At 42.2% G+C, this 18,880-nt stretch carries 21 protein-coding genes; 11 read left to right on the forward strand and 10 right to left on the reverse strand.

Features of this window, described 5'->3' with window-relative positions; translation table 11 throughout:
* Positions 1–115: 115 nt before the first annotated feature.
* Positions 116–1,066: a DUF5996 family protein gene (locus tag Q0785_RS09460; protein WP_298829070.1), complete on the reverse strand. Its 951-nt coding sequence runs from the start codon at positions 1,064–1,066 to the stop codon at positions 116–118.
* Positions 1,067–1,353: 287 nt separating this feature from the next.
* Between Q0785_RS09460 and Q0785_RS09465 the strand changes: the two genes are divergently transcribed.
* From Q0785_RS09465 to Q0785_RS09475, 3 genes are all read left to right on the forward strand, one after another.
* A complete protein-coding gene (locus Q0785_RS09465) occupies positions 1,354–1,989 on the forward strand; it encodes an RraA family protein (protein ID WP_298829072.1) in 636 nt (211 codons plus the stop codon).
* Positions 1,990–2,146: 157 nt separating this feature from the next.
* Positions 2,147–2,623 (forward strand): DUF948 domain-containing protein, encoded by a 477-nt coding sequence (locus Q0785_RS09470; RefSeq protein ID WP_298829074.1) that lies wholly within the window; start codon positions 2,147–2,149, stop codon positions 2,621–2,623.
* Between the two features lie 229 nt (positions 2,624–2,852).
* Positions 2,853–3,095, forward strand: coding sequence for a hypothetical protein (locus Q0785_RS09475; RefSeq protein WP_298829076.1), 243 nt, complete (start codon positions 2,853–2,855; stop codon positions 3,093–3,095).
* Between the two features lie 59 nt (positions 3,096–3,154).
* On the opposite strand, the gene Q0785_RS09480 is transcribed toward Q0785_RS09475, so the two are convergent.
* A complete protein-coding gene (locus Q0785_RS09480; protein ID WP_298829078.1) occupies positions 3,155–3,331 on the reverse strand; it encodes a hypothetical protein in 177 nt (58 codons plus the stop codon).
* A gap of 308 nt (positions 3,332–3,639) precedes the next feature.
* On the opposite strand from Q0785_RS09480, the gene Q0785_RS09485 reads away from it, so the two are divergent.
* From Q0785_RS09485 to Q0785_RS09495, 3 genes are all read left to right on the forward strand, one after another.
* Positions 3,640–4,107, forward strand: a complete 468-nt coding sequence (locus Q0785_RS09485) for a universal stress protein (RefSeq protein ID WP_298829080.1) — start codon at positions 3,640–3,642, stop codon at positions 4,105–4,107.
* An 88-nt stretch (positions 4,108–4,195) separates the two neighbouring features.
* On the forward strand, positions 4,196–4,552 hold the full coding sequence (locus Q0785_RS09490) for a helix-turn-helix domain-containing protein (RefSeq protein ID WP_223639033.1): 357 nt from the start codon (positions 4,196–4,198) through the stop codon (positions 4,550–4,552).
* A gap of 482 nt (positions 4,553–5,034) precedes the next feature.
* Entirely contained in the window at positions 5,035–7,458 is a 2,424-nt protein-coding gene (locus Q0785_RS09495) for a PAS domain S-box protein (RefSeq protein ID WP_298829086.1), read from the forward strand.
* A 140-nt stretch (positions 7,459–7,598) separates the two neighbouring features.
* On the opposite strand, the gene Q0785_RS09500 is transcribed toward Q0785_RS09495, so the two are convergent.
* The 4 genes from Q0785_RS09500 to Q0785_RS09515 all read right to left on the reverse strand — a co-directional run bounded on the left by Q0785_RS09500 (position 7,599) and on the right by Q0785_RS09515 (position 9,476).
* Positions 7,599–7,892, reverse strand: coding sequence for a hypothetical protein (locus Q0785_RS09500; RefSeq protein ID WP_223639037.1), 294 nt, complete (start codon positions 7,890–7,892; stop codon positions 7,599–7,601).
* Between the two features lie 28 nt (positions 7,893–7,920).
* Positions 7,921–8,745, reverse strand: a complete 825-nt coding sequence (locus Q0785_RS09505) for a hypothetical protein (RefSeq protein ID WP_298829090.1) — start codon at positions 8,743–8,745, stop codon at positions 7,921–7,923.
* A gap of 72 nt (positions 8,746–8,817) precedes the next feature.
* Positions 8,818–9,111 carry a hypothetical protein gene (locus Q0785_RS09510; RefSeq protein ID WP_223639041.1) on the reverse strand — a complete coding sequence of 98 codons (294 nt, stop codon included), beginning with the start codon at positions 9,109–9,111 and terminating at the stop codon, positions 8,818–8,820.
* 62 nt (positions 9,112–9,173) lie between these two features.
* Positions 9,174–9,476: a hypothetical protein gene (locus Q0785_RS09515; RefSeq protein WP_223639043.1), complete on the reverse strand. Its 303-nt coding sequence runs from the start codon at positions 9,474–9,476 to the stop codon at positions 9,174–9,176.
* 148 nt (positions 9,477–9,624) lie between these two features.
* Here Q0785_RS09515 and Q0785_RS09520 point away from each other — a divergent pair, with 148 nt between their 5' ends.
* The gene (locus Q0785_RS09520; protein WP_223639046.1) at positions 9,625–10,086 is read left to right on the forward strand and encodes a universal stress protein; all 462 of its coding nucleotides are present in this window, start codon (positions 9,625–9,627) and stop codon (positions 10,084–10,086) included.
* A gap of 245 nt (positions 10,087–10,331) precedes the next feature.
* On the opposite strand, the gene Q0785_RS09525 is transcribed toward Q0785_RS09520, so the two are convergent.
* The 4 genes from Q0785_RS09525 to Q0785_RS09540 form a co-directional block, all read right to left on the reverse strand.
* On the reverse strand, positions 10,332–10,907 hold the full coding sequence (locus tag Q0785_RS09525) for a histidine phosphatase family protein (protein WP_223639048.1): 576 nt from the start codon (positions 10,905–10,907) through the stop codon (positions 10,332–10,334).
* Between the two features lie 34 nt (positions 10,908–10,941).
* Positions 10,942–11,319, reverse strand: coding sequence for a hypothetical protein (locus tag Q0785_RS09530; RefSeq protein WP_223639050.1), 378 nt, complete (start codon positions 11,317–11,319; stop codon positions 10,942–10,944).
* Positions 11,320–11,509: 190 nt separating this feature from the next.
* The gene (locus tag Q0785_RS09535; protein ID WP_298829349.1) at positions 11,510–14,344 is read right to left on the reverse strand and encodes a YhgE/Pip domain-containing protein; all 2,835 of its coding nucleotides are present in this window, start codon (positions 14,342–14,344) and stop codon (positions 11,510–11,512) included.
* 2 nt (positions 14,345–14,346) lie between these two features.
* Complete coding sequence (locus tag Q0785_RS09540) at positions 14,347–14,853, reverse strand: Rrf2 family transcriptional regulator (RefSeq protein WP_298829095.1); 507 nt, start codon at positions 14,851–14,853, stop codon at positions 14,347–14,349.
* 377 nt (positions 14,854–15,230) lie between these two features.
* Here Q0785_RS09540 and Q0785_RS09545 point away from each other — a divergent pair, with 377 nt between their 5' ends.
* The 4 genes from Q0785_RS09545 (at position 15,231) to Q0785_RS09560 (ending at position 18,684) form a co-directional block, all read left to right on the forward strand.
* Entirely contained in the window at positions 15,231–15,659 is a 429-nt protein-coding gene (locus Q0785_RS09545) for a DUF4181 domain-containing protein (protein WP_298829097.1), read from the forward strand.
* Between the two features lie 239 nt (positions 15,660–15,898).
* A complete protein-coding gene (locus tag Q0785_RS09550; RefSeq protein WP_298829099.1) occupies positions 15,899–16,417 on the forward strand; it encodes a TetR/AcrR family transcriptional regulator in 519 nt (172 codons plus the stop codon).
* 71 nt (positions 16,418–16,488) lie between these two features.
* Positions 16,489–17,652, forward strand: coding sequence for an MFS transporter (locus Q0785_RS09555; protein WP_298829101.1), 1,164 nt, complete (start codon positions 16,489–16,491; stop codon positions 17,650–17,652).
* A gap of 138 nt (positions 17,653–17,790) precedes the next feature.
* Complete coding sequence (locus Q0785_RS09560) at positions 17,791–18,684, forward strand: SDR family oxidoreductase (protein ID WP_223639063.1); 894 nt, start codon at positions 17,791–17,793, stop codon at positions 18,682–18,684.
* Positions 18,685–18,880: the final 196 nt, after the last annotated feature.

Consider the following 18,880-nt stretch of genomic DNA (forward strand, 5'->3'; position numbering starts at 1 on the left):
TTGCAGACAGTAAAATAGCCCTGTTTTTTAAACAAGACCATTTCGTCATACTCCTCTTAAGAAATGAACCTTTATCCTTCTTTATGTTAAACGACGATTAACTAAAGCAAAGACCTCATGTTCGTTGGTTTCTGTCAGTGCCATTGGATTTATCGGCACTGTTTTGCTTATTCATTTTCAACGGAATAAAATAATGGGCAATGCCTTCCCACTGGAGTTCATTGGATAAAATATCGAAACTGGAACGGAAGAAATCTTGTATAGCATTACTGGGATCCTCAAAACTGACTGCACTCTCCAAATCAAGGAAGTATTCGCTCAGTTTTTTATCGTAATATGCCGATTCGGGTTTCAGGTTGGGATGATTTAAATCTTTATAGATGAATGGATAGGGCAATACAAAAAATGTTGGGACATTGACTTTGTCGTCTCCCAACCAAAATCCATATTCGATCATCTGTTCATCAAAAGCCGCCTTTTCAATGATTTTGTCTTCCGGAAATGGTTCCATTTTATCTTTGATAATCAATAAAGACACATCAAAGGTGCCCCAAAACAATTGCGGTTTCATTTTCCGGCATCTGAGCGGACCTGCAAATCTCAATTGTTCTCGCAACGCGAAATGGAATAGCTGCAATCCCCTCATCGCATCCTTGTGATTAAATGTCAGAGGACTACTGTCTTCATTCAGGTTCTTTTTATAGGCCATTTCCTGCGGTTTTGGATTAATAAGGACATCAATGCCACCAGCATTAAGAGCTTCCATTATTTCTTCAAAATAATCCTTTATGGATTTGGAGGATTTCAATTCCAAAGATTGAACGTTGCCATCCACATTGAAAAGGATTTGGCTGTTCCTGATATCCAGATCGAGTTGAAAAACAGCTTTCTTATGGAACAATAAACCGGTTGAAAAGCCATCAGGAGTGACATTCAGCCCGACATGCGCCCATTGTGGTTCCTGCTGGGCAGTTTCCAGTTTTATTTTCCCCAGAATCTGTGAAATCAAATGCAGCGTGAATTTGGTGTCTGCCCATTCGGTATGTCTGATAATATCAACCTTCATTTCTCTCGCCTCCGGGATTCGTATTAGTAGTTACTATACCAACTAGGGCCCAAGGAGAAACTCTTACTAGATGGATTTCCCCATTTATGCAGCAAGTTAGACAGAAATCGATCAGGAGAAAATGATTGAGAAAAACAGTAAACAAGTCAGAACATAACAACAACTTATCGATATCCATTACAGATTCGATTTTACTTATCTTTCTTTTAGCGATATGCTTTTACCTAATTAAAAAGATGCACCAGAATTTTTGAAAAATCCCATAAAACGAAGGAGTGTTTAGTAAAATGGCAAATCAATCACTTATCGAACAATACAAATCCATTCCCACTACCGCTATTTCCGATGCAATGGAAGGGTTGAATAATCTGGATTCGTCCATCAAGCCATTGAAGGATACCTATAAAATCAGTGGGAAAGCACTTACTGTGAAAATGCCCATAGGAGACAATTACAGTGTTATGAAGGCGCTCGATGCAGCCGAGCCTGGAGATATTATTGTCATTGATGCAAAAGGAGACCTGTCGCGCGCCGTCGCAGGCGATTTCGTGATCGGCATGGCCAAAACCCTAGGAATCGCTGGCTTTGTGGTCGATGGTGCCATTCGGGACTTGGAAGCATGCAAAGCGCTTGATTTCCCGATTTTCTGCAAAGGCACAACGATGGCCGCCGGCAATAAGGCTGGCCAAGGCGAAATAAACACGGCGATTTCCTGTGGAGGCGTTTCAGTTCAGTCCGGGGATATCATTGTCGGAGACTGCGATGGCGTTACTGTTATCCCACAGGAAAGCGCACAAAAAGTATTGGCCGGCTCACTTGAGAAAATTGAAAAAGATGAACAGCGCGCTGCCTCGGTTTCTGAGGATGTTGCAGCCATTAAAGAGCACTTGAAAAAGCAACTTGCAAAATCGGCGAAAGCTTAACTTGAAATGATAGAGTCTATTTTTTGCAGAATGAAAAGAGCTATTCTCCCAAAACCTTTTGACTATAGGCAAATACCATCCTTTGAAGGGTTAAGCGAGAGTACATAACGGGTATAGCATATCCAAGACATCAATAAATTTAGAGGAGGAAATCATCATGGATCCAACATTATGGCTGTACATAGCGCTCGGAATTTTCGTTCTGGGCCTGATTATCGCAATCGTCGGAGTGGTTATGCTGATATCAGGAATCAAAGAACCGGTGAAAGAGATCAAAGGCTCAGCAAACAACCTGAAAGAGCGTGTTGACAAGCTCAATTTGGAAGCGACTGCCCTTTCGCATACCGCAAATGAATTAAAAGAAGATGTCCAAATGAAATCTGAAAAAGTCAGCATGTTCGTTGATGCTGCGAAAGGCACCCTGAATTCGGTTGTCGATCTGAATGCAACAGTCCGGTCGATCACTAACGATATTTCAACACGAGTGGATCATGACAAGCGGAACATTGCTGAGGTTAATCAATATAGCAATACGGCAATCGGCTTTGTCGAGCTTGTGAAAAACCGAAAATCTTCCAAAGCCAGCAACACCACTTATACACCAACAGCTATACCTGATGTCAAAGAGTATTAAAAACATCAAAACAGCACCCCGTTGTTCGGTTAATCCGACAATAGGGTGCTGTTTTGATTTGTAGTACATCCTTTTCACCAAGAAAAAAAGAAAAGGCAATCAATGCAATGAAGGGTTTTCCGTCCTGTTGTGCAATGATAGAAGTACAGCATCAACTGAAGCGCAACATCAATACTCGTGATTAGGTTATGCCTTTGTTAATAAAAATAGGACAAGGAGGAGATTCAATGTGAAAAAAGGATGGATCTCGATTGTTGGAGGATTATTGATAGGGCTGGCAATTTCTTACGTGGTACTCGATTATAATGGTTGGACTTTGATAACTATAGGCAGTAACGGCGAAAACACAAGATCGATCAACGAACTTGATTTTGATTTGATGACCAATGCTTTCGGCATCGTGCTCATCTGTGCAGCTGTAATTTACGGAGCTCTCACTGTCATCAGTAAAAAGAAACAAGCGGACAAGTAAAGAGCTATTTCAATCAACAGGGATCCGTCCTCCCCATTGATCAAAAACTCGGATTTCTATTATTCTATTGAGTTTTTCGAATACGCAGTCGTTTTATACATCACCATTGCACAGAAATAGAAAACAGGTGTAGGAAATTTAATATCAATAATTTCCAGAGTAGTATCTTCTAGAAATTCGTTGACCTTTTTATCCATCCCTTTCTCACTCCAGCCATAAAATGTTTTAACTCTCAAACTATCCCTCTCCTTTACAGTATATGTCTTATAGAATATACGGACGAAGCACCTTCAGGTTTCAGAAAACGAGGAAATCAAAGGTTCAGTATTGTTGAAATGATAAGATAAGCGAGTATTCCCGAAATGAAATTAACAATATATTTCATTTTTCTTCCTATCAGAATCCCCTCCTCTTTTCATCCGAATACCCTCAACGGCGTTTTTTATTCACGTTTATCATATTAATCGCGCCCAACTGAAGGCAGGAGTTTGCCCATCACGCAGCGAAGTACTTTCTATCACCTAACCTGACAGGAGGAAATACTATGGACTTAACATACCGGCATCTCCTTGTAGCAATCGACGGTTCAGAAGAGGCGGGATTGGCCTTCAATAAGTCGATTGGCATTGCCAAACGAAACAATGCCGTGTTGAACTTGATTTATGTCGTGGATCCCCGCACCTATACCGCCATTAAAGTGCACGGACCCAATGATGACCAGGAATCCTTTAAGTTCGGCAAGGATCTTCTCGAGAGATACCAGACGGAAGCACTGGCCGCAGGCGTGGAAAATGTAAATGCCATCGTCACTCCTGGTTCCCCCAAAAAGGTCATTGCACGTGACTTCGCCAACAAAGTTGAAGCGGACTTGATCGTATGCGGCGCCTCTGGAATGGATGCCATGGAACGTTTTATGTTGGGTAGTGTGTCCCAACATATTGTCCGCCGGAGCCCCTGTGATGTCTTAGTGGTCCGTATCCCGGACCCTGAAGAAGTAAAAGCACAAGTTTAACAGATGGCCGCTATCAACTCGATATATAGGAAGGACATCCTTGAAAATGCTATAGTGTACAAAAAGATACCACTGGAGGAGAAGAGTTATGGATGCCGATGTACAACCCGAACTGTGTCGAGTGGATGATGCTTTAGATATCATTGTGGGAAAATGGAAACCCATCATTCTATTGTATTTGATGCAAAACGACACCATGAGATTCAGCGAATTGAAACGCAGTATTCCTGCAATTACACAGAAAATGCTTACGAAGCATTTACGGGAACTTGAAGATGAGGATATTGTAAATCGAGTCGTCTACCCCCAAGTTCCACCGAAAGTCGAATATTCCATCACGGAATATGGACGTACCTTGGAAGACATTTTAGGTGCGATGCATGAATGGGGAACCAAACATAGTGCACGCGAAAAACAAAATACGAAAAGTGAGATGAGTGGTTAAGCTCATCTCTTTTTTGTACTTTAAAACTATTGCTCTCTTCCTTACTGCGCAGCCCCAAAAGATGATGCTTGGTTTTCTTTTCTATCAATAATTTTTAATAAAACTAGTGATAGAGTATTGCATTTATAATATTCCTAATATTTTCTAATTTTTATTATAAACCCCTATCTTGCTCTGACTCAATCCTATAAACTAGTAAGACATGGGAATTACTGTCTTTTTAACGATATATAAAATTTTTTTCAAATTTCATTTCAGATCAATTCAAAAACAAAGCAAATCAATCAAGAAAACAATTGGGATTTGTCTACCTGCCTACCGTTATTCAACATGCTCTTAGTTGCAGGACTGGCCTATATGAAATCTGCTGAAAAAATAGTAAACTTCCTTTGCAACGAAAATGAATTTCATTCCTACCACACTTGCCGATAAACGCAGGATTCTTAAAAATAAAAATTCTGATTACCGAAAGGAGATTGATGATGATGAAGGATATCACAAAAAAAGGCGGAGAAGATATTTTAACGTCCACCCCTCTTTTTGATTTAATTAAAGATCCCATTTTCTTGATGGAGGAAGCTCACGACTCTTATCGATATATTTACGTAAATCCATCAGCCTTATCCATCATGCCTTCCCAAAATATTATCGGATGCCTGATCGAAGAGATATTCCCTAAGGAATTAAGCGACCGGTTAATCCAACATTATAAAAAAGCAAAAGCTGCTCAAAAACCCATCGAGTTTATTGAGAAAATAGAAACCGGGTTTGGCGAATTCATCGGAGAAACCATGCTTAATCCGATTGAAGCAGAAAATGGCCAATCTCAATACATATTAGCTGTCGTAAGAGACGTCACCGAAAGAGAATATAAAAACAAGGACCTCCAAAAGACAAAAAGAGCAATCGAAATCGAACGAAAAAGATTAAATTCCTTGGTAGAAAACAATGGGAATGCTGTGTTTGAATTTGACCAGCAAAAAAATTTCATCAGCATCAATAAAATGGTCACTGAAGTAAGGGGATTCACTGAAGAAGAATTGCTTGGCCAATCGATAGTTTCCTTAATTATTGAAACCGATTTGAAGGATACCATAGCGCATTTTGAAGAGGCGCTAAAAGGGCGTTCTGTGGAATTTGAGACGACTATCTATACTAAAAACAAGCAGATGGCCACTTTCCAAGTAAATACGGTTCCCATCATCGACGAAGACATAGTCCTCGGAATCTATGCCATCGCAAAAGAAATTACTGTGCAGAAAAATACGGAACGTCTTTTGCGTGAAAATGAACAACGATATAAGTCCTTGTTCGATAATCATCCACATGGAATTTTCACATTCGACCGCACCGGCAATCTGAATAGCATCAATGCCGGAACAGAAACCATTACGGGTTACTCCTTGAAAGAACTTCAGGCAAATGCATTTATAGCTGTCGTCATGCCTGAAGAAACAGATAAAGTTCGCCACCACTTTTTCGAATCGATCCATAATAAAAGGCCGGAGCGCTATGAAATGGGCTTCCATAAAAAAGATGGTGATCTAATTGATTTGCAGGTTCTGAATATCCCCATCATAGTAGACGGGGAATTGCTTGGAATCCATGGCATCGTGACCGATATCACCGAAAAAAAGCGTGCCCAAAAAGCCTTATTGGAAGCGAAAGAAGAACTTGAAGTCTTTTGGAAAAGTTCTACAGATCCGATTTTTTACATTGATACAAAAGGAGATATCCTCAAAGTCAATCCAGCCTTTGAAGAAACATTTGAATTTACAGAAGAAGAAATGATCAGAGGAGAAGCTACAATTATTCCACCGCATATGACGTCGGACCAAGACAATATCGTGGAAAGGATTTTAGCTGGAGAAACCGTCAAATTTCATGATACAGTGCGGATAAACAAATCAGGTAAACCGCTGAATATCATTTCTTCCTATTCGCCGGTTCACGACGCAGATAAAAAAGTGATCGGCGCAATAATTGTCTACAAAAATGTAACGGAACTAAAAAAAGCAGAACAGGAACTTCAGAAAAGCCAGGAAAAATACAAGCTGATTACGGAAAGCACCTTTGATATCATCACCTTGATCGACCTTGCCGGCCAGATTGAATATGTTTCTCCCGCAAGCGAAAAGGTCCTTGGATATCCCGATCAAACTTATATCGGAAGCCCTTTTACCAGCCATATCCATTCTGAAGATGCTTTCGACTTAATAGAAAATGTAGCTTCTCTGATTGATGGAGGAGAACCGACCACGATAGAAGTGCGATACTTGCACCGGGCAGGCCATTATATCTGGATGGAAGTCTCCCCTACCCCGGTCTTCTCCAACGGTGAATTGAAACTATTTTTCACCATTTCCAGAGATATCACCGAGCGGAGAAGACTTCAGGATAAAGTGGCGAAAATGGCTTTTTATGACCATCTTTCCGGAATCCCCAATCGGCGGACTTTTGATGACAAGTTGAAAAAAGCGATTCATCAAGCGAAACGCACCGGCAAAAAAGTAGGGGTTTTGATGCTGGATGGACGTAAATTCAAACAGATTAATGATCAGTTCGGCCACGATGCAGGAGATGCTGTCATTAAGGAAATGGCCGTTCGGCTTCAAGCGAGTATCCGCTCCAGTGATACAGTTGCACGGCTGGGCGGAGATGAGATGGGAATAATTTTACCGGAAATCGATTCAGTGGAAATGGCAGAAAATACAGCCATACGCATATTGAAATCATTTGAGGTTCCCTTGAACTTCAATGGTTTTAACATTAGAATTGGCGCAGGGATTGGCATCTCCCTCTATCCTGATGATGCAGTCAATGAAAAGCAATTGGTCAAGTACGCGGATATGGCCTTATACGAAGCAAAAACTTCAGATCAGGATCAGTACAAGATTTATAGTTGACGGAAAAAGCCGCCAGCACTTTAACATCCAAAGATAAGCAAATGTCAGCCGAATTTTAAAAAGTCTGGAAGAAACCCAGTATACGGGTTTCTTCCAGACTTTTTTCCATGCGTTTATAGTCGTTTCAGGAGAAACAATCCCTACTGCTGAACTTGAAGGTAAAACACCATGAACAGGCTGAACGATGCGATTACGCACATTGCACCATAGACCACTCTTCTCCATAAGTCCCCTCTAAAATATAAATTTAATAATAGGAAGTAAAAGATGCCACTGACTAAAATGAATAAAAGAAATTCAGTTTTGTACTCAATCCCATGAACGAAAATAGCGGCCAAGAGCCCTAGAAATAGAAAAACACCGTAGCTATTTAGAACAGTAAGAATGGTTATTTCTTTCGGTGTATTCGTTTCTTTTTTCGGATGATCTTCCATTTTCATACCTCCTCTACGTCCACCTTACTTACTTCTTCAACGAAGTAGAATGATTTCCGATATTTCGCAGCAGCAAGATCAGCGATACTGCACAACCAGCAGTGAGTATAATCCACAAAAGAATAAATGGATCCACCACCCCTGTATTGCGATAACTGAGTACTGTCATATTGATTAAGGCCAATCCGTAGGCAGTGGCCTTTACTAATACAACCGAACTCACTATCGGTCCCCAGGATTTTTTTTGCCACAAGAGTATCCCGCTGATGATTAAAGACGGTACCAATAAGGTCAAATCCACCGCAAACACAACAGCAGTTGGATGATCGGTTTGCGAAATACTTTGGTGGATCTGCCCAGTAAAGACAAAATTGAACGACAAGATAATCCACATGCTCCCTAAAAGTATGGCAAAGCACAACATGAATATACTGACGGATTTATAGGGAAGTTGCTCACTGAAGCTCCGGCTGAATGCCTGTGCATCCGTTTGGATCAACGCAAGTACAAAAGTATAGACAGAAACCACGAATAAGGCTGCATACAACAGAAAGAAATTATTAAAGGCCGCTCCAAAAAGATAGAACATATAATTGTAGATCATATACCACAGGGAACCCATCCAAAACAGCCTGCCTCTGTTAGAAGTACGTGATGCAAACAACGACGAAATCAATAACAGTGGCACTGCGATAAACAAAGTCACGATATCATTGCCTCGCCAGGCAGAAACAACGAGTGCATTATCCCGGTAGAGTCCTTCAGAGAACAATCCTCCCCAAGAAGCTAAGCCAGCCATGAAAGAAATTAAAACTGACAGCCATAGAATGGTTTTACTTTTCAAAGCGAACATCCGGAATTCCTCCTTTTCCGATTGAACCCAGTTTTCGTCTCAATGCTTATAAACTATCAGCTCAATCATCAGTCACTCCACAATCACTTCCGAAGGAAGGATTCCAGAGAAATTATCCGGAACATCAAAGGGAATGACACGGACTTGATGCCCTACTTCCAATTCCTCATAAGAACTGATCGCCCCCTTGAAGACCGTACCGTCATTCAGGTGCATTTCATGAACAACCGGTTCTTCTTCCGGATCATCCGTAGGCACTTCTATAATAAAGCTGACATCTTTCTTTTCCGTAACTTCACCTTCATAATCCCCACAGGCCGATAACGCTATCAGGAGAATAACGAGTATACCAAGCAATCGTTTCATTTCCGCCACTTCCTCTTCTTCAGGATATCTATTCACTCAGCGCGACACAGGCAAATTTTAGGTTAATCTTCTACAACGATCGTTTCTGCCAGCTCCTTTTCTTCACTCTTCTTATCAACCCAAACCTCCACTTTGTCCAAGCGCTCAAGTTCATCAAATGATTCTTTTTTTCCTTCTACAATCGTTTCTTCTGTACTAAATACTTCATAGATAGGATAATCAGCTTCAGGGTCAGTAGCTGGAGGAGAGATAATTATGCTCGATTTCTTGACTTCTTCTATATAGCCCTGATAATCACTCGAATCAAATGGATTGCAACTACAGAGAAGTATCGTAGAAAGAAACAAGATCATGAATCTTTTCATTAAATGAGTTCCCTCCTTAAGATTCTCTATATGAAGTTAACATATCTTCGCTATATAATTATCTGAATATTTAGATTATAATAGAACAAAACAATCGTTACATCTATGAATGAATTGTTAGAACAGAAAAATCATGGGAGGTTTTAGCATGACATTGGCATACAAACGAATTTTAACAGCAATTGACGGTTCACATGAAGCAGATTGGGCATTTAAAAAATCGGTAGAAATCACTAAGCAAAATAATGCAGTATTAAACTTACTTTATGTAGTGGATACCCGTTCATTTACGGTCATGACAAAACATGTGCCGGACATGGATGAAGAAGTGTTTGAGTTCGGCAAAACAATGCTCGATAAATACAAAGAGCAAGCTTTAGCAGCCGGAATCCCTGAAGTAAATGTATATGTTGCACCTGGCTCTCCCAATAAAGTCATTTCCCGTGATTTTTCAAAGCGAGTGGAAGCCGATCTTATTGTATGTGGAGCTCAGGGCTTAAATGCAGTTGATCATTATTTAATGGGGAGTGTATCTCAGCACATTGTAAGAAGCAGTCCTTGTGATGTTTTAGTGGTCAGAAGTGACAATCCAGAGAAAGCCAAAGAATAAAAATAGGAAGTTTACTGTAAGGTCTGCAGAAAACTTGACTTTTCTCCACTGATTTATCGAAGTCCGATTAACTTGCCTCTCAAGCTAATCGGACTTTTGTGGTTCTTTCTTCAACAGTTTTCTTCCAATCCATAAAATATCTTGCAAAAATGCCTTCTGCATGTTCTGTAGCTGGCTTGATAATAGGTAGATTCATATTTATCCCTTTAAGATTCATAGAGCTTGTAAACTAAGTCCATCACCCACTATACAATCAGGCGATACGATTCTGTTTCTTCAAGAAAGTCAGCTCTTGTCAGCACCAGCCCTGAAAGTTCTTGCCGATACGAAGTGATGGTTCCATCATGCGTGACGATATAAGCTTTATCTTTTTTCAGGCTTTGACAAAAATCAATAAACGCTTCTGCTAACCGACTGAATTCGCCTTCAGGCAAGACATTGATGCCTGTTTCCCACAATGAAGAAGGAAGGTTTGGCGCTGGATGAAAATGCGGAAATTCTTCTGCAAATCTCCCGAAACTGAGTAGTTCATCACACGGCAATGTACCAGCGGCAGAACGACTCGGAAATATGCGCGGAGCTACCAGAGGATGAACTATTTTCAGGCACTCTATATTCCCGGACCATAGATCAGCCGTTTGAAGTGTTCGTAAAGTCGGGCTAACGATTAAAACATCTTTTTTAGCTAAAGGATGGGATATCCTCAGATCCTTCGCCTGGTTCTTCCCTATCTTTGTCAATGAAGGATTTGCTACATTTAGGCTTTCAGGCAAATTCGCTGTATGCTGCCCTTGTCCGTGGCGAATAAAGACCAACTCCATTTCTTCGCCTCCCATTTTGAAAAATGATTGAATCTTAATTTTCGTTCATCAATACTAACTTTTCCGTTTGCCCATCCCATGTGATCTCCACTTCAACCTTTTCATCCTCTTGAACAACAGCACAACCTCCGCAAGAACCATTAGCAATATTTCCGACTCCATTAGTTAACATGACTCCTGTACCTTCGGAATCTCCCGAAGTTGTTTGAAGTCTATACTCTATTACTTCTGGAGCGTCATCGTCGCCGGTGAATTTAACAGTTCCCTTTTCTTGTTGCCTATCTCTATCCAAAATCTCCACAACATAAAATACATCCCAATTTTCACTGCTTCCTGAAAACTCATATCGATCGCTATTCACGCACCCGCTTAAAATAAGCAACAAGCTTACTGGCAAAATAAGCTTCTTCATTCTTTCCCTCTCCTATCCACTATGTTTTTCTACTCCCTTTCTTTTAATATACCAAATAAACCCAATCCATATACGATATAAGTGAATATTCTATCTTTTTAACCAAATCATATATTTCAAAGTCAGTAATTTTCCACAAAAAAATCTCTTTTGAACACCCATTTACATGGCCATTCAAAAGAGATGCTCATTAACTTTCTGCTGCCAACTTGAAGGCTTTGCGGCTTCTTAAGCTAAGCACAAGCCACAACAAAACATTGAAGGCAAGGAAAAACGCTCCGAGCACTGTAAAGCTCATCACAAATGTATCTATTCCATATGCCGAAGACATCGATTCCCGGAATCCAAGCAGTGCATAGCTCATCGGAATAAAATCATGCACTTTCTGGAAGAAACCATTTGTCAGCTCTACCGGGAACATGCCGCCGCTCGCGCCCAATTGAAGGACGAGTAAAATCATGGCCATAAAACGTCCGGGATTGCCAAACGTCATTCCCAAGAACATGATCAGGAACATATAGGTGAGCGATGTCATCACCGAAATTGCGAGGAATTCTCCAAGATGTTCCACTTGTAGATGGAAACCGAATAACATAATAGCGTCTACGATTAATGCCGCTGCGGTTGCTTGCACAAAGCCGAGCGAAAACTTGCTTAGCCACCATGCGGTCCCTGATGTCGGACGCCCTGCCGGCGCATTGATCGGGAACACCAAGTTGAATGACAAAGCACCGACAAAGAGCCCAAGCGACAAAATATAAGGGGCAAGTGCATGGCCGTAGTTCGGTACGTCGCTGCGCTGGTTTTCTGTCGCTTTTGCTGGAGCAGCCAGCATATTGAAGTTGGCGTCCTCCAGTTGGGTACCATTTACGTCGTCCGCTCCCTCGGCTAAACTTTTGGCGAGTTCGGATGAACCTTTTGAAAGCTCACCGATTCCTTTTTCAAGTTCACCTGAACCTTCTGTCAGCTGGTTTGCCCCACTGTGCAGTCCAGCTGAACCGTCAGCAAGTTCTTCCGCTCCACCGGAAAGTGCCGGGACGCCTTCTGCCAGACGACTTGCACCATCTGCCAATTCACCGGAACCCGAATTCAATTGCGCCGAGTTGCCTGCCAGTTGATCGGTTCCCTGTAGAAGTTTGCCGGCGCCTTCCGCTGCTTCTGATACGCCGGTCGTATAAGCCGCTGTGCCTTTTTTCAATTCTACGGATCCTTGCTGCAATTCGTTAGCGCCTTCAACAAGGCCGACTGAACCCGAAGCAAGAGATGAGACGCCTTCATTCAATGAAGAGCTGCCTTGCGCCAAACGGTCGACCGCTTCCGCCAGCTGTGGAAGGTTTGCTGTTGCCTTTTCCGTGCCTGCCATCAGTTTCTCGCTGCCTTGCATAGCATGATTCGCTCCAGCCACCAGAGATGCTGCTCCCGGAATAAGCTGCTCAGTCAGGGTACTTTGTACTGATGCATATCCGCCGAGTACCTGGACCGCTTGGGGATTCACTCTTTCCACAGCACTGTTCAGTTCTGCGATTTGCTCCGGCAATGAACCCAATGATTGGAACGAAGGAATTAGTTGTTCATTCAATTCGGCTGATACAGCGTTAAGGCTTTCCTCAAGCTTTGCAACAGCCGCTAGTTGCGCAGCCGTTTGTCCTTCTATACTCCCACTGACGGCAGCCGACAGCTCTGCCTGTTGTTCTTCAGTTAAATTCGCAAACGCCGGAGCCGCCTGCATCGCTTCAATTGCACTACTTGAAGACGTTGTCTTCAGCTCGGCTAGAGCCTGCTGCGCCGCGGCCAAATTCGCCTGCATACCTGCAGCACCCTGCACATTACCTGCGGAAACTGCCCCATTCAATTGGTTAAGGTTCGTCTGAATACCTGCAAGTTCCTGTTGCAGACCGGCAATTTGGTTTGCTTCGGGCAGCCCCTCATCCAATGCATTTAGTCCGTCATGAAGTGCCGAACTGCCAGTCGACAAATCGGCTAGGCCCTCGCTTAGTGCGGCTTGGCCAGAAACCAATTGTTGGATGCCTGATGAGCCATCTGCCAACTGACTTGTTTGTGCCTGCAATTCATGTAAGCCATTATCCAATTCAGCACTGCCGCGCTCAGTTGCTGAAAGGCCATCACTTAATTGTTCCGCTCCCGGAAGGAGTGAATCGATGCCTTGCACCAATTTTTCGGAACCCAGGACCAGACTAGCTCCATTTTCATTCAAAGTAGCGGTGCCTTCAGCAAGTCCAGCCACACCGCTCTGCAATCTGCCGACCCCTTCGGTGTATTCAAAAATCCCTTTGTTCAGCTGGTTTGCCCCATTGTGCAACTCAGTTGCTCCACGCGCAAATTGTTCGGCACCAATTTCCAATTGCTCGGCGCCTTCCTGGAAAGTCAAACTGCCTTCTGACAATTCGAGCAGTCCTGCAGTTAATCGGGTGTTTCCTTCCTGCAATCGCACAGCTCCTGCATCCAATTGCTCCGCACCGTCCGCCGCTTGTCCCATCCCTTCACCAAGCGTTTCAATTTGTGCAAATACCGCTTTTACATATTCTTTCGTGACGTTTTCAGCAATTTCTTCCTTTATAGCCATAGTCGCTTGTTTACTGACAGCTTCGATGAAAAAGCCGCGGCCAGGATTGGTTTCGTACTGTAGGTTCATGGCTTTTGGTTGATCGGCCATAATAGACGAAGCATTTGCAGAAAAATTCTCCGGAATCGTCAATACCATAAAATAGTCTCCGTCTTCCATGCCGCGTTCAGCTTCTTTGGCATCTGTAAAATGCCAGTCGAGTGTTTTGTTTTCTTTTAAATTACCGACCAGTTCGTCCCCGACAGCAAAGGTCCTGCCTTCATAAGCCGCAGCTCTATCTTCGTTTACGACGGCTACCGGCAATTGATCCGTTTTTCCATAGGGATCCCAAGAAGAACCGAGGAAAAATCCCCCATAAATAATCGGGATAAACATCATTACGATCATTGTTCCCAATAAAAGAGGGTTCGAAAACAATTGCTTCCATTCCCGCTTCAGCATTTTCACTTGTCATCATCCCGTTCATTACCGATTACATCACTTAATGTTTCCCGGTTCCAGTTTAAAGTCGGCAAATTGGACGTTCCTAATCCTTCTTTCAAAAGATCTGCTGCTGTTACATTCGAAAAGTATTCAATCAGTAAACGATCTCCCTGGGAAAAAACATTGCGGAGAAGTTCTTGCCCTTTTTGCGCATACTTTCCATCGTGAAAAGCAAGACTGATCAATCCCGTATCCGGATAAAGTTGAATAGATCCTTCCATCGCTTCGATCACGTCAAGCAAGGTAATCTCTGTTGCTGGCTTTGCGAGCGAGACACCTCCATTATTCCCTGATACCGACTCAGCAATTCCCTGGACGACCAGCTTCCTGATGATTTTTTTCATATAGGAAGGAGATACTCCCAGTCTTTTGCTGATTTCATCGGATGCGAGTGGCGCGCTGCTTTCCTGAGTGGCGAGCAGAACGATGATGCAAACGGCTTGCTCTACTCCTTTTGTCAATTGCATACGTAACACCTCTTTTTCTTCTACTTTGGATATCCATTATGGATATCCAATATCCAATTATAGATGATACTCCTTTTTTCCGGAAAATACAATCGTTGGATTCATTTTTAAGTGAAAATAAAAAGCAGGCAACCTTATTATTTCGGCTGCCTCCCTTGCTTATAGGAATAAATGTCAGAGCTTAGGATTAATTCTATGTAACAAACTTTAAGGGTTCCCCCTTTCCATACTAGTTGTCATTGTCTTCAAAACATGAAAAGCATCTAAAATTTTATGGTAAAATTAACAAAAAGATACATTAAAGTTTTGAAAAGAAAATAAACTCATTCAGAACAATCGATTTGAAGATTCGTATACTTATGATTGGAGGAGATTTGGTGGTTGGAATCGATTCATCTTTTTGGCTCGACTTGCTGTTTGTACTGGTTCCGTTTTTTATACTGACGTTTTTGTTCAACGGCATTATGAGAAGATGGCTAAAAGTTGAAAGACCAAAAATGTTCTCACATAACCATGTTAACGACAAGCACAAAAAAATCGATTGGATCTTTCGAGGGGTATTTATTGCCTTGATGATACTCGGCGGAGCGGTCAATATCAACAGGCTTCCCGAAGAGCCGATTTTGTTTTTGGAACCGTGGGTATTGTTGCTGACGCTTGTAATTATCGCTGAAATCATACGGGCTATTATGGAAAAAAGACATGCAGAAAATCCGAATGCCTATATTTACACTTTAAGCCAGCTTATTTTTATTGTAATTCTATTGATTTCTTTATTTTCAACAAATTTTTGGGGAGTTCTTTAATCATTGGGTATCCCAGTTGATCCTCTCCAAAAACAAATGCCATACTGGAATGAATAGCCATCTTAAGATAGGCCTATTTTTATGTCTGCCATAAGTCCTTAAGATGAGTCACTCCTCGCATTCCGGCCTTCATCACTAAAAAGAAATAAATCTTCTCCCTTTATTATCGGTTGAAGAATTCAATTGGATATGCTAAATTTAGAGTGACCGTTATATCTACATTGGAAAGAGGGAATTAGATGAGTACTAAAAAAGAAGATTTATTAGTTGCTGCCGAACAGCTTTTTTACAGCCACGGGTTCCATGCAATCGGCTTAAAATCGATTGTCCAAGAAGCGGACGTAGCACTTATGACCTTGTATAATCATTTTGGTTCTAAAGAAGAACTCATTTTGGAGATTTTGAATAGAAGAGAATTGGCTTATTTCACTTATTTGGAAACAGCCCAAAAAGAAGAAACTGGACCCCTCACGAAAAGACTCGCTGTTGGCCATCTGCTCTGGCTAAAAAAACACGCGCCGAATGGCTGCATGTTTCTTCGGGCAAAAGAAGAATTCGGCAATTCCCCGGATCAGTTGATTGTTCAAAAAGTCTATGCCCATAAAGAACAGCTAATACACTTTTTTATCGCGAGCGGACTCTCCCACACAAAAGCCATTCAATTATCCTTGTTATTCGAAGGAGCCACATCTTTAGCTGAAACCATAGATAGTGAAGAAATTGAGCAGGCGACGATGGCAATGGTTCAACACTTATAAGTAAGCTGATTGCTTACTTTTTTTATAAAAATTTTAGAGTTATCGTTCTATCTATAAAGGAGTTGGAAAATATGTGGAAACTTGTATTTCCTGGCATTGCGATGATCGCCGTTACGTATGCTTTCGCTAGATATAGTTTTGGATGGTTCTTGCCTGACATCAGCTCCTCCCTGAAACTATCTGAGAGTCAGGCGGGATATGTCAGTTCATCTGCTTATCTGGCTTATACAATTGCTTTGCTGACTGCCTCCATTTTTATACATCATTTCGGCGCGAGGTGTATGATTCTGTTGTCTGGCACCACCGCCAGTCTAGGCATGGCAGGAATGGCTTTGTCCCAAGGGTTTTATACGTTGACACTCAGCGCATTCTTGGCGGGATTGGGGAGCGGATGGGTTTCCCCGGCTTTTAGCCAAGTAGTGGCGCAGTCGGTCAGTTCCGATCTACAGGATAAAAGGAACACCTGGATTAATACAGGAACCAGTTTCGGCATTTTACTAACCGGTCCTGTTGCTTTGGCATTTGCAGAGCAGTGGAGATGGAGTTATGCCTTATTCGCAGTTTTTGCCATGATTGTTTGCTTGTGGAACGGCTATTCGATCAAAGAGAAAAAACAGGAAACCCGAATGACCCATCAAATTAGGATCAGCTTAAAACCTTTAGTTAAAGCGCGCTTTTTGATCATGGCTTCTATTGGAATCGGGTTTAGCTCCTCCATCTATTGGACTTTCTCAAAAAGTTACATCACTGCTATCCATGGCTTAACTGTAAGCGAAAGTGTTGGATTTTGGACCATCATGGGAGGGGCTGGCATTCTTGGAGGAGTGGCAGGCGCCATCATCCAGTCAATCGGGCTGCACCGCTCATATCTTTTAGGGGTTGTGGTTGTATCGGCATCTATTTTCGGATTGACAAACCCTAATTTTGCAGCCATCTACTTTTCGGCACTTTTCTTTGGGGTCGCATTTATTTTCATGACAGGCCTTTTTATAGTATGGGGCACCCGTCAGTTTCCTGAATCCCCTTCAACCGGTGTCAGTATTTCATTTTTCTCGTTGGGAATTGGACAATCAGCAGGCTCAATAGCCGCAGGGATGTTAATCGAAGGAATCTCCTATCCTTTCGCTTTTATCCTGTTTTCAATCATCGGCCTGCTATTTCTTTTTTGCAGAACGACGATCCTTCCCCTTTCCACTAAGCCAAAGAAGAATGTGGAGATCGCTGTAAAAGAATAATCAGGGGCTTTCATTATCTGTCCGCTCTTTCATTTGTAAAATAAAAAGCATCTATATTTTCTCATCCATGTTTTACCTTATTGTTTAGTGGTAGATAAAGATAGACACCATTCATTATCTACTTAAGGAGAGATCGATATGACGAACATTCCAAATCCTAAAACTCAATACACGACAGATGATTTTCCAAAACAATTTCAAGAGCCACCAGGCCTTCAAAACCAAATGAGCCCCCTTCCGGATTGTGGTGAAACAAGTTACGAAGGATCAGGAAAATTAACGGGAAGAAAAGCGCTTGTGACAGGCGGTGATTCTGGAATTGGTCGAGCGGCGGCAATTGCTTATGCCAGAGAAGGCGCAGATGTTGCAATTAACTACTTGCCTGTGGAACAAACCGATGCAGAAGAAGTCAAAAAATTGATCGAAGCTGAAGGTCGAAAAGCCATCTTACTTCCAGGAGATTTAAGTGATGAATCTTTCTGCAAGGAGCTTGTCGAACAAGCAAACTCCGAACTTGGCGGACTGGATATTCTGGCATTGGTCGCAGGCAAGCAGCAAGCCGTGGAAGACATTTTGGATTTGCGCACCGAGCAGCTTGAAAAAACCTTCCAAGTAAATGTCTATTCCCTCTACTGGACTGTAAAAGCAGCACTTCCACATCTTCCGGCAGGGGCTTCCATCATCACTACCAGCTCTGTTGAAGGTTTTGACCCGAGCCCGATGCTCGTCGATTATGCAGCAACGAAGTTTGCGATTATCGGGTTTACAAAATCCTTATCAAAACAATTGGCTGAGAAAGGCATCCGAGTAAATTCGGTTGCTCCGGGACCGATTTGGACAGCTCTTCAAATTTCCGGCGGACAACCTCAAGAAAACATTCCGGAATTCGGCAAAAGCACACCTGAAACCCCGATTGGACGTGCAGGACAACCTGTTGAGTTGTCTTCTGTTTACGTATTCCTGGCTTCGACCGAATCCAGCTACGTTACCGGACAAATTTATAGCATAACCGGCGGAATGCCGACTGCCTAAGTGCATTTCCTCAACATGTCAGGAAACTTCCTTGATTTCAATCCATTTTTTTCTTGAAAACAAACCAAACTAAAAGGAGAAGCGATGATATCGCTTCTCCTTTTTAAATTTATGAAAGTCGACTGCTGTCGCTTGCCAAAGATAGCTGTTTGTATTATTTCCGAAGATAAGTCTAGACCTATTACCTGTTGAATAC

Origin of the sequence: uncultured Planococcus sp., from assembly GCF_947501725.1 — a bacterium.
Lineage (GTDB): Bacteria > Bacillota > Bacilli > Bacillales_A > Planococcaceae > Planococcus > Planococcus donghaensis_C.

What these genes read in the sequence shown, in the direction of transcription:
- Q0785_RS09470 (WP_298829074.1), top strand. Translation starts at nt 2,147, where the DNA reads ATGGATCCAACATTATGGCTGTACATAGCGCTCGGAATTTTCGTTCTG.
- Q0785_RS09505 (WP_298829090.1), bottom strand. Translation starts at nt 8,745, where the DNA reads ATGTTCGCTTTGAAAAGTAAAACCATTCTATGGCTGTCAGTTTTAATT.
- Q0785_RS09555 (WP_298829101.1), top strand. Translation starts at nt 16,489, where the DNA reads ATGTGGAAACTTGTATTTCCTGGCATTGCGATGATCGCCGTTACGTAT.
- Q0785_RS09520 (WP_223639046.1), top strand. Translation starts at nt 9,625, where the DNA reads ATGACATTGGCATACAAACGAATTTTAACAGCAATTGACGGTTCACAT.
- Q0785_RS09460 (WP_298829070.1), bottom strand. Translation starts at nt 1,066, where the DNA reads ATGAAGGTTGATATTATCAGACATACCGAATGGGCAGACACCAAATTC.
- Q0785_RS09540 (WP_298829095.1), bottom strand. Translation starts at nt 14,853, where the DNA reads ATGCAATTGACAAAAGGAGTAGAGCAAGCCGTTTGCATCATCGTTCTG.
- Q0785_RS09535 (WP_298829349.1), bottom strand. Translation starts at nt 14,344, where the DNA reads ATGCTGAAGCGGGAATGGAAGCAATTGTTTTCGAACCCTCTTTTATTG.
- Q0785_RS09530 (WP_223639050.1), bottom strand. Translation starts at nt 11,319, where the DNA reads ATGAAGAAGCTTATTTTGCCAGTAAGCTTGTTGCTTATTTTAAGCGGG.
- Q0785_RS09465 (WP_298829072.1), top strand. Translation starts at nt 1,354, where the DNA reads ATGGCAAATCAATCACTTATCGAACAATACAAATCCATTCCCACTACC.
- Q0785_RS09500 (WP_223639037.1), bottom strand. Translation starts at nt 7,892, where the DNA reads ATGGAAGATCATCCGAAAAAAGAAACGAATACACCGAAAGAAATAACC.
- Q0785_RS09495 (WP_298829086.1), top strand. Translation starts at nt 5,035, where the DNA reads ATGATGAAGGATATCACAAAAAAAGGCGGAGAAGATATTTTAACGTCC.
- Q0785_RS09560 (WP_223639063.1), top strand. Translation starts at nt 17,791, where the DNA reads ATGACGAACATTCCAAATCCTAAAACTCAATACACGACAGATGATTTT.
- Q0785_RS09485 (WP_298829080.1), top strand. Translation starts at nt 3,640, where the DNA reads ATGGACTTAACATACCGGCATCTCCTTGTAGCAATCGACGGTTCAGAA.
- Q0785_RS09490 (WP_223639033.1), top strand. Translation starts at nt 4,196, where the DNA reads ATGGATGCCGATGTACAACCCGAACTGTGTCGAGTGGATGATGCTTTA.
- Q0785_RS09515 (WP_223639043.1), bottom strand. Translation starts at nt 9,476, where the DNA reads ATGAAAAGATTCATGATCTTGTTTCTTTCTACGATACTTCTCTGTAGT.
- Q0785_RS09525 (WP_223639048.1), bottom strand. Translation starts at nt 10,907, where the DNA reads ATGGAGTTGGTCTTTATTCGCCACGGACAAGGGCAGCATACAGCGAAT.
- Q0785_RS09550 (WP_298829099.1), top strand. Translation starts at nt 15,899, where the DNA reads ATGAGTACTAAAAAAGAAGATTTATTAGTTGCTGCCGAACAGCTTTTT.
- Q0785_RS09510 (WP_223639041.1), bottom strand. Translation starts at nt 9,111, where the DNA reads ATGAAACGATTGCTTGGTATACTCGTTATTCTCCTGATAGCGTTATCG.